General features: G+C 55.5%; 10 protein-coding genes and 4 pseudogenes. 1 reads left to right on the top strand and 13 read right to left on the bottom strand.

Features of this window, described 5'->3' with window-relative positions; genetic code table 11:
- Position 1 precedes the first annotated feature (1 nt).
- A complete protein-coding gene (locus ACQ86N_RS09380) occupies positions 2-568 on the bottom strand; it encodes an anthranilate synthase component II (protein ID WP_431214928.1) in 567 nt (188 codons plus the stop codon).
- Between the two features lie 5 nt (positions 569-573).
- Positions 574-2,001 (bottom strand): anthranilate synthase component I family protein, encoded by a 1,428-nt coding sequence (locus ACQ86N_RS09375; RefSeq protein ID WP_431214927.1) that lies wholly within the window; start codon positions 1,999-2,001, stop codon positions 574-576.
- Between the two features lie 241 nt (positions 2,002-2,242).
- On the opposite strand from ACQ86N_RS09375, the gene ACQ86N_RS09370 reads away from it, so the two are divergent.
- Complete coding sequence (locus ACQ86N_RS09370) at positions 2,243-3,346, top strand: acyltransferase family protein (protein WP_431214926.1); 1,104 nt, start codon at positions 2,243-2,245, stop codon at positions 3,344-3,346.
- Here ACQ86N_RS09370 and hisB read toward each other — a convergent pair.
- The 11 genes and pseudogenes from hisB to ACQ86N_RS09315 form a co-directional block, all read right to left on the bottom strand.
- Positions 3,341-4,326, bottom strand: a pseudogene (hisB, locus tag ACQ86N_RS09365) (imidazoleglycerol-phosphate dehydratase HisB). The gene ACQ86N_RS09370 and the pseudogene hisB overlap by 6 nt on opposite strands.
- Before the next feature lie 233 nt (positions 4,327-4,559).
- Positions 4,560-5,015 (bottom strand): c-type cytochrome, encoded by a 456-nt coding sequence (locus tag ACQ86N_RS09360; protein WP_431214925.1) that lies wholly within the window; start codon positions 5,013-5,015, stop codon positions 4,560-4,562.
- 8 nt (positions 5,016-5,023) lie between these two features.
- Positions 5,024-5,503 carry a PQQ-dependent sugar dehydrogenase gene (locus tag ACQ86N_RS09355; protein WP_431214924.1) on the bottom strand — a complete coding sequence of 160 codons (480 nt, stop codon included), beginning with the start codon at positions 5,501-5,503 and terminating at the stop codon, positions 5,024-5,026.
- A complete protein-coding gene (locus ACQ86N_RS09350; RefSeq protein WP_431214923.1) occupies positions 5,496-6,158 on the bottom strand; it encodes a PQQ-dependent sugar dehydrogenase in 663 nt (220 codons plus the stop codon). Before ACQ86N_RS09350 ends, ACQ86N_RS09355 begins: the two co-directional genes overlap by 8 nt.
- A 291-nt stretch (positions 6,159-6,449) precedes the next feature.
- Positions 6,450-6,695, bottom strand: coding sequence for an aminotransferase class I/II-fold pyridoxal phosphate-dependent enzyme (locus ACQ86N_RS09345; RefSeq protein ID WP_431214922.1), 246 nt, complete (start codon positions 6,693-6,695; stop codon positions 6,450-6,452).
- A 61-nt stretch (positions 6,696-6,756) separates the two neighbouring features.
- On the bottom strand, positions 6,757-7,497 hold the full coding sequence (locus ACQ86N_RS09340) for an aminotransferase class I/II-fold pyridoxal phosphate-dependent enzyme (protein ID WP_431214921.1): 741 nt from the start codon (positions 7,495-7,497) through the stop codon (positions 6,757-6,759).
- Positions 7,481-8,786 (bottom strand): annotated as a pseudogene (gene hisD / locus ACQ86N_RS09335) (histidinol dehydrogenase). The gene ACQ86N_RS09340 and the pseudogene hisD overlap by 17 nt, the downstream one beginning before the upstream one ends.
- Positions 8,787-8,795: 9 nt before the next feature.
- Positions 8,796-9,653 (bottom strand): ATP phosphoribosyltransferase, encoded by an 858-nt coding sequence (hisG, locus tag ACQ86N_RS09330; protein ID WP_431214920.1) that lies wholly within the window; start codon positions 9,651-9,653, stop codon positions 8,796-8,798.
- 405 nt (positions 9,654-10,058) lie between these two features.
- The gene (locus ACQ86N_RS09325; RefSeq protein WP_431214919.1) at positions 10,059-10,400 is read right to left on the bottom strand and encodes a hypothetical protein; all 342 of its coding nucleotides are present in this window, start codon (positions 10,398-10,400) and stop codon (positions 10,059-10,061) included.
- Between the two features lie 165 nt (positions 10,401-10,565).
- Positions 10,566-11,836: pseudogene (locus ACQ86N_RS09320) on the bottom strand (gluconate:H+ symporter).
- 74 nt (positions 11,837-11,910) lie between these two features.
- Positions 11,911-13,532, bottom strand: a pseudogene (locus ACQ86N_RS09315) (IlvD/Edd family dehydratase).
- Positions 13,533-13,547 lie beyond the last annotated feature (15 nt).

Genomic DNA, 13,547 nt, shown 5'->3' with positions numbered 1-13,547 from the left:
CTTAATTCTTTAACCAGTTAGCCAATATCTTTTCTCCCAGCGGCGTCAGGACGCTCTCCGGATGGAACTGAACACCCTGCACGTCCAGTTGCTTATGACGCAGGCCCATCACCATTCCTTTCTCGTCCCGCGCCGTTACTTCCAGTTCCTCCGGCCAACCTTCGTCACTTACCACCCAGCTGTGATAACGACCCACTTCCAAAGTTTCCGGCAGCCCTTCGAACAGCGCCCCCGGCTTCAGCACCTTCACCGGCGTCGCCACCCCATGATAGACGGTGCTCAGGTTTACAAGCTTTCCCCCAAAGGCCTCTCCGATCGCCTGATGCCCCAGACAAACGCCGAGAATGGACTTCGACGCGGCATATTCCCTGATCAGCGGCAGCAGCAATCCCGCTTCGGAAGGGACGCCGGGCCCCGGAGAGAGGATGATCTTGTCGTATTCCTTTACTTTCTCGAGGGGAATCCGATCATTGCGATGGACTTCGACCTTCTGCTGCAGCAGCTTCTCCACCAGATGTACCAGGTTATACGTAAAAGAGTCGTAGTTGTCGAACACGAGTATGCGCATCACGTTTATTTATATTCGGTGATTTGAGCCGCGTAAAGAATGGCAGACTTTAACGCACCCAACTTATTGTTTACTTCCTGTAATTCGCTTTCCGGCTGGCTGGCCGCCACAACACCAGCACCGGCCTGATAGATCAGCGTATTATTCCGGCTTAGCAGACTGCGGATCATGATCGCATGATTGCAACTGCCGTCGAACCCGATGTACCCGATACAACCGCCATAATAGCTGCGGGCAGTCGGTTCATAGGAGTCGATCAGTTCCATCGCCTTGAACTTAGGAGCCCCGCTCAGCGTCCCCGCGGGAAAAGTAGTAGCCAGCAGCTCAAAAGGATTATACCCCTGCCTCAGCATCCCCCGCACCTCGCTTACCAGATGGATGACGTGAGAGTAGTACTGCACCTGTCTGTAGTGCGCCACCTTTACGTCGTCGCAGTTGCGGCTCAGGTCATTCCGTGCCAGATCCACCAGCATCACGTGCTCGGCATTCTCCTTGGCGTCCGTCAGCAGCCTGTCCGCCGTCAGCCGGTCGGTGGCATCGTCTCCGCTGCGCTTGAACGTCCCCGCGATCGGGTGAACGACCGCCTCCCCGTTCTGCAGGATCAGCTGCGACTCGGGAGAAGACCCCATCAGCTTGTAGTCACCATAGTCGAAAAAGAAGAGATAGGGCGAAGGATTGATATTCCTCAGTGCGCGATATACATTGAACTCATCGCCGCTGAACGATTGTTGAAACCTCCGGCTGAGCACGATCTGGAACACATCCCCCCGCAGGCAACTGGCGATACCCTTTCTCACCATCTCCCGGTACTGTTCATCCGTCATATTCGAGCTCTCCTCTCCTTTCGGCTGGAAAGGATAGACAGGGACATCCTTGCTTCTGATCAGCGACTCCACCACCTGAAGCTCCGACTCGACGCCGGCGATCTTGTTCTCGCAAATGTATATTTCGTCCTTAAAATGGTTGATGGCCAGAACATACTGATACAACCGGTAGCGCATCAGCGGGATAGCCCCGGCAGTCCCATTCTTCTCACTAAATTTTATCGTATCGAAGAACTGCACCGCGTCAAAAGTCGTATACCCGAACAACCCCTGCGCTACCCTCACCGGTCTCTCTCCCGCGGCCTCCACCTCGAAGCGCTGCATGAACTCCCACAGCAGCCGGGGCGTATCGGAAAGCTGCTGCAATGGCGTCCGCTCCGGCTTCTGCCCCGGCAGCTTGAACTCGATGCTCCTGGTGTCCGTGATCTCCATACCCGCGATGGCGTTGATACAGATAAAGGAATAGCTGTTCTCCGCCGCATGATAGTCCGTGCTTTCCAGCAGGATGGTGTCGCGGAACCGGTCCCTCAGCCGCAGGTAAATGCCTACCGGCGTATAGATATCCGAGAGCAGCTTCTTACATTGGGTCTTGATGGCTATCTTTTTCATTCTCAGTCATTTGGCCCCGCCGATTGCTCCGGCGGATTTTTAACCGTCCGGCTTCCCCGTTCGGCGATAAAAACAAAAAGGCCCCGAAACTCGGGGCCCGAAATATGGTAATCCTATAGTAATAGCATTACTTGCCCCGCTTGAGACTAGTATGCCACCACCACTTGTTGAATAAAATTATTTTTCATTGCAAGGCAAATATCATGGTCAAAACCCAAATCGCCAAATTTTTTTATTTTTAATGATGCCAATCCCAACAACCCCGCAACGCCTGCTATCCCTCGATTTCATGCGCGGCCTCATCATGGTGCTGCTCGCCCTCGAAGCCGCCGGCCTCTACGAATCCCTTTCACAGACCACCGAAAACACCCCCTTCTTCCCCATCGTTCAACAACTCTCCCACCACCCCTGGCACGGCCTCCGCGCATGGGACCTCGTACAGCCCGCCTTCATGTTTATGGCAGGCGCAGCCATGGCTTTTTCCCTCGAAAAACAAGGTCAGAATGGAATGACCTGGGGCCAGTCCTTTAAAAAAACGTTGAAAAGATGCGGCTGGTTATTCTTCTGGGGAGTGCTCGACTACGCTGTTAGAAAATCGGGCCTGTCCTTCGAGCTCTGGGACGTGCTGACGCAACTGTCCTTCACAACATTGATCGCCTTCGTCATCTACCGCTGGACTATGACGGCGCAGATCATCGCCTGCATAGCCCTGCTCCTCCTGACCGAAGCCCTCTATCGCCTGACCCATGTCCCCGGTTTCGACCAACCCTTCACCGACCAGCACAACTTCGGCAACTATATGGACCTCCTGCTGATGAACAAGATCAACCACGGCGGCTGGGTCGCCATCAACTGCATCCCCACCTCCGTACACACCATCGGCGGCGCCATGGCTGGAAAACTTCTCCTCGGTCAAAAACCCCACAAGACCCGATCCCTCATTCTATGGGGAGTCTCCACCCTGCTCTTCGGCTATATCCTCGACTGGTGCAATGTCACGCCCATCATTAAACGCATCGCTACGTCTTCCTTCACTATCGCCTCGCTCGGCTATAGCCTGCTGGTTCTGGCATTCTGTTACTGGTATATCGACATAAAAGACCACCGCCGCCACCTGAAATTTTTCACCATCATCGGCATGAACTCGATCTTCATCTATCTTTTCTTCGAGATCGTAGGACACCGCTGGTTTAACGGCTATGCCGCGGCCATCACAGGCGGCCTCCTCCAACTAATAAACACTCCCTCCGTCCTCAGTGCCGTCATCACCTCACTCACCATCTTCGCCTGCGAGTGGGGATTGTGCTATTTCCTCTACCGGAAAAAGATCTTCTTCCGACTATAATACGCCCTTCGTACTCGGCAGATAATTACTCAGCGGATCCCGCTTAACCGCCATTCGTATGGCCTTGGCAAAGGCCTTGAAGATCGCCTCTATCTTGTGGTGCTCGTTCTCCCCCTTGCACTCAACATTCAGATTGCACCTCGCCCCGTCCGTGAACGACTTGAAAAATGAAAGAACATCTCCGTCGGCACCTCGCCGATCAACTCCCTCCTGAACTCCGCATCCCACACGATCCAGTTGCGGCCTCCGAAATCGATCAGCACCTTCGCATCCGCCTCATCCATCGGCAGCGCAAACCCATACCGCTCCATCCCGCGCTTGTCCGCCAGCGCTTTCGCAAACGCCTCGCCCAGCGCAATACCCGTATCCTCGATGGTATGGTGCTCGTCGATATGCAGGTCGCCATTGACCCGGATTGCGAGGTCCATCTTCCCGTGCTTCGCGATCTGCTCCAGCATATGATCGAAAAACCCCAGCCCGGTGATGATCGTCGACTTGCCGCCGCCGTCGACATTCAGGTCGATCTTTATCTGCGTCTCGCTCGTATTCCGCTCGTGTACCACCCTGCGAAGCCCCAGCCGGAGGAATTCATATATCTTGCTCCAGTGCGGCGTCTCCAGCGCGATGGACCCCTCCAGTGCACTCCGCGAGTCGCTGATCTCCGACCCTCCAAGAGTCTCATCGATCTTCAGCCATATCGCCTTGCACCCCAAATTCTTCGCCAGCTGCACGTCGGTGATCCGGTCCCCGATCACAAAGGAATTCGCCAGGTCATAGTCGGGATTATTGAGATACTTCGTCAGCATCTCCGTCCCCGGCTTGCGAGTCGCCTTCCCTTCCTCCGGGAAACTCTTGTCGATAAAGACCCCGCTAAACTTTACCCCCTCTCCTTCCAGGGTCTTCAGCACAAAATTCTGCACCGGCCAAAAACTGTCCTCCGGAAACGAAGCCGTCCCCAGCCCGTCCTGATTGGTCACCATCAGCAACTCATAGTCGAACTCCCTGGCGATCCGGCTCATATACTCAAACATATCCGGAGTAAAATTCCAGCTTCTCGAAAGAATCGATCTGGTAGGTCGGCGGAGCCTCTTTGATCAGGGTACCATCCCTGTCGATAAATAAAATACGCTTCATTTGGGTCCAAAACTACGGCAAAACAAAAAGGGTATCGCAGAAAATCTGCAATACCCCCGATAATTTTTCGCCTTCCCTACTATTGCGCCGGAGGTGGATTCGCCGCTCTCACCGCCTTTACTTCCCCGGGCGTCACAGCCGTGGCCTTATTGCCAAAACTATTCCTCACATAGGTCAGCACATCCGCGATCTGCTGATCCGTAAGATCTGGATGCGGCGCCATCACGCCATGGTATTCCTCCCCTCCAGCTTCCACGCCCTGCATACCCGTCAGCACGATCTTCACCAGCGCCTTCTTATCTCCCATCACAAATTTTGTCTTCGCCAGCGGCGGATTCATCCCCTGCACCCCCAGTCCGTCCACCTGATGACAGGCCAGACACTGCTCGAGATACACCTGTTTTCCCCGGGTAACGGAGGCCTGAAGACCACCCGAACCGCCCGGCTTTGCCGCCGGCTTCTTCGTTTGCGACATCAATACCGTGGCCAGCACGAACAGGCCGCCGGTCAATGCGATAAATAGATTCTTTTGCATGTAAGAGATTATTTTTTATACGATATCTTCCAGATCCCGCCTTTGGTATCGTCCGTAACATAGAGCGCTCCATCGGGGCCTTGCGCCAGTCCGCAGGGACGATAGTCCACCCGTCCGGAAGCCGCTTTTTCCGGCCCGCCCGAGAAATTGTCCGCAAACACCTCCCAGTCGCCGCTGGGCTTGCCGTCCTTGAAAGGCTGGAAAACTACAAAATAACCTTTCTGCGGCTCCGGAGCCCTGTTCCAACTGCCGTGAAAGGCGATAAACGCGCCGTTCTTGTATTTCTCGGGAAACTGACTGCCGGTATAGAACAGCAGCCCATTGGGAGCCATATGACCCGGATAAGCCGCTACGGGGTCCTGCGCATCTTCACCCGCCGTCTTCTTCCCGTCGCCGCCAAATTCGGGCGCCAGTATCTTCTTATGCTGGAACTCGTCGTAGAAAATATACGGCCATCCGCAATTGGAGCCCTGGTGCAGTTCATACATACACTCCGCCGGCAGCTTCCGCACTCTGCTTCGTATCCCATATATCAGGGAAAAGATCGTGCAGCTGGTCACGGCCGTGCTGCATGACGAACAGTGAATTGGTTGCCGTATTCCAGTCCAGGCCTACCACATTCCGGAGACCGGTAGCATAACGTTCACCATCACCGTAGGTCTGGTTCGCCTTGTCTTCTTTGAATTTCCATATCCCTCCCGCAGAGTCCAGTATCGGGCAGGGCTTCATACCCGGAGACCCCTTCGTCCTGTCCTTCATCTGGCAGGCGTTGGAATAAGCGCCGATATTGACATAGATATTGCCTTTCCCGTCCAGCGCGATCGATTTGGTATTGTGCTCCCCGCGATCCAGCAGACCGGTGACGATCTTCTCGGGCTGATTGGGATTGACGACATTGAACTTGTCGTCTAATTTATAGCGGTAGATCTCCTCATTGGAGCTCGCGTACAGATATCCCCTGCTGATAGCGATCCCCGTACCCGTATAGCCGCCGAAGCCCGTGCTGTCATCCGCCTTGCCGTCGCCATTCTTATCGACCAGACGCCAGATGCCCTTTCCGTCCTTCAACTTGCTCAGCTTGACAAAAACGACCCCGTTCGGCGCCACAACGATATGCCGCGTCCGCCCAAAATGCTCTGACACAGCTACAGCCGAAAAACCCTTTGGCAGCTTCAGCTGGCTGGCGGCATCCGCGGTTTTAGCAGGCTGCCTTTTAGCACCGCCGCCGTCACCATTGGCCAGGCCGACCAGGCCCGTCAGAATAAACCAGCCGTAATACCAGCGGCTTTCCGGAAAATTTCTTTCTTGATGAATTGTTGCATGGATGATGAATTAACTGAATTAACAGGATGTAATTTAGTTGAAAAAATCTTATTTGCCGGACCGCTCATCCACGTACAGCCTCACTAATTTTTATCTTATCTTGGCAATTGACTATCCCATTTTGGCAAGCGCCTTCAGCAACTCCTGATTCTCTTTTTCCGTACCCACCGTTATACGAAGACAACCCTGACAAAGTTCCACCTTGCTGCGGTCCCGGAGAACTATCCCATCTTCCAGCAGCCGCTCATAAACCCCACGGGCATTCTCCATCTTTACCAGCAGGAAATTGGCATCGCTGGGGTAGACCTTCTCCACCAGCGGCAGCGCAGCCAGGTCCTTCGCGAGCTCCCCGCGCATAGCCACCAGCTCGACGGATCATATCGTTTACCTGCCCCACCTCCTCCAGAGCCTTCAGCGCTCAGTTCCTGATTGACCTGGCTGATATTGTAGGGAGGCTTGACCTTATTGTAGACATCGATAATTGCCTCGCTTGCAAAAGCCATACCCATACGCAGTCCCGCCAGCCCCAGGCCTTGCTCATCGTCTGCAGAACTACGAGATTCGGATAGTCGCTCAGCTCCTGGATAAAAGACTTGTGACGCGAAAAATTTATATACGCCTCGTCGATGACCACCAGTCCAGGGAAATTATTCAGGACCACCTCGATATCCTGCCTGTTCATGGAATTGGCCGTAGGATTGTTCGGCGAACAGATCCAGATGATCTTGGTATTGCTGTCCACAAGATTCTCCAGATGTACCAGATCCAGCTGAAAATCGTCCAGCAGCGTCGCCCGTCTCACCCCGACGTCGTTGATATTGGCGCTCACTTCGTACATCCCATAGGTCGGAGGGTTGATGATGACATTGTCTTTGCCCGGGACGCAAAATGCACGGTACAACAGGTCGATACACTCGTCACTTCCGTTCCCCAGAAAGATATGCTGCGGCGGAATTCCCTTTATCCTGCTGATGGCCTCCTTCACCTTCCACTGGTGCGGGTCCGGGTAGCGGTTATACCACTTCGTTAGCGGAGAGCCCAGACTGTTTTCGTTGGCGTCTAAAAAGATCCGCGCCTCGCCCTTGAACTCATCCCGCGCCGAGGAATAGGGTACAAGGTTGCGTATATTATCGCGAAGAAGACTATCTAAATTGAACATGATTTTTAATTTTTTCCATTCTTATGGTTACCGCTCTTGCGTGCGCCTCCAGACCCTCCGCCTCCGCCATTCTCCGCACGGTCATCCCGATGGCCGAAAGACCTTCCTTCGTCAGCTGCTGAAACGTTATTTTTTGACAAAGCTGTCGAGACTCACCCCGCTGTATGCCCGGGCAAAGCCATTGGTCGGCAGCACGTGGTTGGTGCCGCTGGCATAGTCGCCGACGCTTTCGGGGGAATAGTGCCCCATAAAGACCGACCCCGCGTTCACTACCTGCCCGGCCAGCCGCCCGGGATCGTCACAGGCCAGGATCAGGTGCTCGGGCGCATAGTCGTTCAGGAGCCGCATCGCCTGATCGCTATCCCTCACGACAAAGGCGCGGCTGTGAGCCAGCGCTTTTTGCGCCATATCCGACCTCGGCAGCAGCACCAGCTGCCGGTCCACTTCCGCCAGCACCGCCGTCACGACCGTCGCCGAAGGACTCACCAGCACGACCTGACTGTCCGCCCCATGCTCGGCCTGCGACAGCAGATCGGCCGCCACAAAATCCGGATCGCAGCTGTCGTCGGCATATACCGCCACCTCGCTGGGCCCCGCCGGCATATCGATGGCGACGCCGTCGCGCTGTACCAGCTGCTTAGCGCAGGTGACATACTGATTACCCGGGCCGAATATCTTATATACTTTCGGAATGGACTCCGTTCCATACGCCATCGCCGCAACCGCCTGTACCCCGCCCACGCGGAAGATCCGCGTCACACCTACCAGCTGCGCCGCAAAGAGAATGGCCGGATGCAGCCGCCCCTGATGATCCGGCGGCGAACACAGCACGATCTCCCTGCATCCCGCGATGGTTGCCGGTATCGCAAGCATCAGCAGCGTCGAGAACAAAGGCGCCGTCCCTCCAGGGATATATAGCCCCACTTCTCGATGGCCACAGACTTTCGCCAGCAGTCGATACCCGGCTGTACGGCCACCACCTGTTCGGACTGTCGCTGCCGGCTGTGAAAAGCCACGATATTTGCGTGCGCCGCACGAATAGCGGCGCCCAGCTCTTCTCCGACTGCCGCGGCGCCGGCCCCGATCTCGGCGGCACTCAGCCCGAGCGCCCCAGGCTCTGCCTTGTCGAACCGCAGCGAATACTCCCGAACGGCGGCATCGCCTTCCAGCCTGACCTTCTGTAAGATTTCGGCGACGGTACGCTCCAGCGATTTCGTATCGATCACCGGTCTGGAAAGCCAGCCGCCGGCCGGCACATCCAATGAATCCCTGATATCAATGACTTCCATAACTATGTTTTAGATCACCATCTTTTCAATAGGTACAACCAGGATCCCCTGCGCCCCGGCAGCCTTCAATCGCTCGATAATATCCCAAAAATCATTTTCATTCAGCACGCTGTGTACGCTGCTCCATCCCTCCTCCGCCAGCGGCAGCACCGTCGGGGACTTCATCCCCGGTAATAGGCCGATGATCTCCTTCAGTCGCTCGTTCGGCGCATTCAGCAGAATATACTTCGTGTTCCGTGCCTTCTTAACCGCCCTTATCCGGAAAAGGAATTTCTCCAGCAGCGCCTGCTGGTCCGCCCCAAGCCGCTCATTCCGGATCAGTACGGCCTGCGACCTCAGCACGGTCTCTACCTCTTTCAGCCCGTTCATGAACAACGTGCTTCCGCTGCTGACCAGGTCGACAATGGCGTCCGCAAGCCCGATGCCGGGAGCGATCTCCACCGAACCGCTGATCTCGTGGATCTCGGCGCGGACACCGTTCTTCTCCAGGAACTGCCGCACCAGGGTGGGATAGGTGGTCGCAATTTTCTTTCCGTTAAGGAACTCCACCCCTTCATACACTTCACTCCTGCCCACCGCCACCGACAACCGGCACTTTCCAAAACCGAGCTGCTCGACGATCTCGGCCTTCTTGTTCTTCTCGTAAAGCACGTTCTCCCCTACGATGCCGATGTCAGCAACCGCATCCTCCACGTACTGGGGAATATCGTCGTCCCGAAGAAAATAGATCTCCATGGGAAAATTGTCGCACTCCGTTTTTAGCTTGTTGACGCCGTTCTTAAGGTCGATTCCGCAGTCTTTCAGCAGTTTGACCGAGTCGTCATACAGGCGCCCGGACTTCTGAATTGCGATCTTTAATTTGTTCACGATGCTGTTTTTGTTCCCCACGCCACCGGCGCGGAAAAGGACGGTAAAAAAGAGGGCTTACCACCCGGTAAGCCCCTAATAAGTTTTATTTTTTAGACAAAACATCACCGGCCTACCCGACGGGTAAGAAAAAATGGTGGTGATGATGTTGCCTGTTATATGTCATGTTATTCGACCGGACCTTTGGTCCTTTGCCCGCCAAAATTAATCCCCAAACCCAAACGATCAAAATTTTATTTTCTTCCGGCTCACCGGCCGCCGCGGGCCCTATTTCCCCTCCCCTCCGACTCCGGCCTCCCTCTTCCCCAGTTGCTCCTCCAGCTGCAACACCTGATTTTGTGTATGCCGGTACTCCAGAAAATAATAGATCGCCAGCGCCAGCAGATATCTTGGACAGGATGAACACTATGATAAAAAGGTCCTCCAGCGCTTGTGTACCCGGATATACGGAGTGGTGACCTCGACAGGTATATATTCCACCCCCTTCTTTTCCCTGCCGCCATTTCCTCCGGCCCGCCGACCCGATCCGCCCTGTCCTTTCTCCGGCACCGCCGGCACCTCCCGAATACGGGCCTTTATTCTCTCCTTCACCTCCGGCGGCGGCGGCACCTCGTTATCGATGGAAAACAATTCCAGATGGTATTCAAATTCAGACAGCGCCTCCTGCAGTTCAGGGAAATGAGGCAACAGCTGCTCAAATTCAGCAACTTCAAAGGGAGTCGCCAGACCCAGCGCATAACTTTCCACGATTCCGCTTTGTATATACAACTCTATATTCACTGCCTCTAAGATAAAAAATTATTGGGACAGCCGCCGGTCGACCCCCGGACACCTTCCCCGCCACACCCCAATACCGGCGGGACTTCCCGGCCCCAACCGCCGGACCACCTCCCCCGGGGGCACCCCAATTCCTTAATTCACCAAGAGGTTAAGCAACAAAACCCCTGCCAGTCCCACCAGCGATACGATCGTCTCCATCAGCGACCAGGACCGGATCGTATCCTTTATCGAGAGATTGAAATATTCCTTGAATAGCCAGAACCCGCTGTCATTGACATGCGAGAACATCAGACTGCCTGCCCCTACGGAAAGTACCATCAGGTTCGGGTCTACGTGCATCTTCGTCATCAGAGGCAGGATGATCCCAGCCGCCGTCAGCCCCGCCACCGTCGCCGAACCCAGACAAACCCTGATAATGGCCGCCATCAGCCAGCCCAGCACCAACGGGTGGATCGGCCATCCCTGCAATACGCCGGCAATCTCCAGGCTCACGCCGCTGTCGATGAATACCTCCTTCAGCGCGCCCGCGCCGGCTACGATCAGCAGAATGATGGCCACGTCCTTTACCGCCTCTTCGTAAGTCTTCATGATCTTCTTCATCTTCATGCCGCAGCGTATACCCAGGCTATAGGTGGCCGTCGCAATAGCCAGCAGCAGAATAATGGAGGGGTTCCCAAAAAACTCGACGATCTGTTTCACCTTCGGCGGCAGATTGAACACCAGGGGTATTATCGTAGTCAGCATCAGCAGTATCACTGGCAGCAGGGAAGACAAAAGACTGTTCCCGATGCCCGGCAATTCGGACTCGGGACGCTCAGCAGCCACCAGCCCCTCCAGCGGAGTGGCGACGACCTTCTTCAGCGTCCTGCTATAGACAGGCCCCGCAAGGATGATCGCCGGGATCGCTATGCATATGCCGTACAGCAGCGTTTTCCCCATCGTCGCGTGAAACTGCCCTACCAGCGCGGCCGGAGCCGGATGCGGCGGCAAAAACCATGCGTAACGGAAAGAGAGGCCAGCATCGGCAGCCCGATATACACCGCCGGCAACTTGTACTTGTACACCACAGAAAAGATCAGCGGCACCATCAGGACGAATCCGACATTGTAGAACAACGGTATACCGATGACAAACCCCGTCACCATCAGCGCCCACTGAATATACTTCGTCCCGAAGGCATTCATCATGGTCGTGGCGATCCGCTGCGCGGCGCCGCTCTCCGCCACTATTTTCCCCAGCATCGCGCCGAGCACGATCACGATGGACAACTCCCCCAGCGTGTCCCCGATGCCCTTATATACGCTCTTTGTAATGCTGCCGAACGGAATACCGAGCAAAAGACCAACAAGAATAGATACGACGAGAAATGTAAGAAACGCATTCACCTTGCCCCAGGAGATCATCACCACAAGCAAAAGAATGCCGAACAGAACGATCAAAAGATTCATAAGCAGTAGTCAGTTAACAAAGAAGTATATTAATGCGAATCCCTGCTCACCTGCGACCCCGATCCCCCCACCAGAAAATCCAGATCGGCCCCCTTGTCGGCCTGCTGTACATGCTGCACATACAAATGCACATATCCCCTGTCGGTCCCAGGCACCGCGGGCCTCGACCACTCCTTCCTCCTCCGCTCCAGCTCAGCCTCCGGCACGTCCAGATGAAGCCTGCGCCCGGCGACGTCCAGCTCGATCCAGTCGCCATTTTTTACCAGCGCCAGCGCCCCGCCAACCGCCGATTCGGGAGATACGTGCAGGACCACCGTACCATACGCCGTCCCGCTCATCCTTCCGTCGGAGATACGCACCATATCGGTCACCCCCTTTTCCAATAATTTCTTCGGCAGGGCCATATTCCCTACCTCGGGCATGCCGGGATAGCCCACAGGCCCGACATACTTCAATACCATGACACTGGTCTCGTCGATATCGAGAGCCGGGTCGTCCACACGGGCATGGTAGTCTTCGATACTTTCGAACACCACTGCCCTCCCCCGGTGCTGCATTAGCGCGGGAGTCGCAGCAGAAGGCTTTATAACGGCGCCATTCAGCGAAAGATTTCCTTTGACAACCGCAATTCCAGCATGGGGTATCAACGGCTCTTCGATAGACGCAATGACCTCCCGGTTATAGCAGGTCTCCCTGCCCTTTATATTCTCCCTGTGCGTCTTCCCGTTCACCGTCACCACGTCCATATCCAGCTGCTTCTGCAGTTCGCTTAGGATCACCGGAAGACCGCCGGCATAATAAAAGTCTTCCATCAAAAATTTTCCGGATGGCATGAGATTCAGCAGCAGCGGGATCTGGCTTCCCAGCCTGTCAAAATCTTCCAGCGCCAGCGGCACCCCGATCCTCCCCGCTATTGCAGTGAGGTGTATGATCAGATTAGTGCTGCCTCCGACCGCCGCATTCACTTTGATCGCATTTTCAAAGGCGGGGCGCGTCAGCACACGCGACAGCCGCAAGTCCTCCTTCACCATCTCTACGATCCTCCTTCCCGACAGCTGCGCCAGTACCTTCTTGCGCGAATCCACCGCCGGTATCGCCGCAGCCCCCGGCAGCGTCAGCCCAAGCGATTCGACCATGCAGGCCATGGTGGAAGCCGTCCCCATCGTCATGCAGTGCCCGGGACTGCGCGACATACAGCTCTCCGCCAGCAGATAGTCCGCATCACTCATTATCCCCTTCTTACGGTCTTCGTCGAATTTCCAGACATGCGTCCCCGATCCGATATCATGCCCCTGGAATTTCCCGTTCAGCATCGGCCCACCCGGTACAACAATGGTAGGCAGATCGACGCTTGCCGCTCCCATCACCGTGGAAGGCGTAGTCTTGTCACAGCCCGTCAGCAATACCACCCCATCCAGCGGATTACCACGCATCGATTCCTCGGCATCCATACTCGCCAGATTGCGGAACAACATGGCAGTCGGCTTCAGCAGGGTCTCGCCAAGGGACATCACCGGGAACTCCAGCGGAAATCCCCGGCTTCATAAACGCCGCGCTTTACCGCCTCGGCTATATCTCTAAGGTGTGCATTACAGGGAGTGAGCTCCGACCAGGTATTGCAAATACCGATGACCGGCCGGCCATCGAACATGTCTTCCGGAAACCC

Source organism: Puia sp. P3, assembly GCF_050632245.1.
Classification (GTDB): Bacteria; Bacteroidota; Bacteroidia; order Chitinophagales; family Chitinophagaceae; genus Puia.
This window is presented reverse-complemented; position numbering and strand designations above follow the sequence as displayed.

What these genes read in the sequence shown, in the direction of transcription:
- ACQ86N_RS09370 (WP_431214926.1), top strand. Translation starts at nt 2,243, where the DNA reads ATGATGCCAATCCCAACAACCCCGCAACGCCTGCTATCCCTCGATTTC.
- ACQ86N_RS09375 (WP_431214927.1), bottom strand. Translation starts at nt 2,001, where the DNA reads ATGAAAAAGATAGCCATCAAGACCCAATGTAAGAAGCTGCTCTCGGAT.
- ACQ86N_RS09360 (WP_431214925.1), bottom strand. Translation starts at nt 5,015, where the DNA reads ATGCAAAAGAATCTATTTATCGCATTGACCGGCGGCCTGTTCGTGCTG.
- ACQ86N_RS09380 (WP_431214928.1), bottom strand. Translation starts at nt 568, where the DNA reads ATGCGCATACTCGTGTTCGACAACTACGACTCTTTTACGTATAACCTG.
- ACQ86N_RS09345 (WP_431214922.1), bottom strand. Translation starts at nt 6,695, where the DNA reads ATGCGCGGGGAGCTCGCGAAGGACCTGGCTGCGCTGCCGCTGGTGGAG.
- ACQ86N_RS09340 (WP_431214921.1), bottom strand. Translation starts at nt 7,497, where the DNA reads ATGTTCAATTTAGATAGTCTTCTTCGCGATAATATACGCAACCTTGTA.
- ACQ86N_RS09355 (WP_431214924.1), bottom strand. Translation starts at nt 5,503, where the DNA reads ATGTATGAACTGCACCAGGGCTCCAATTGCGGATGGCCGTATATTTTC.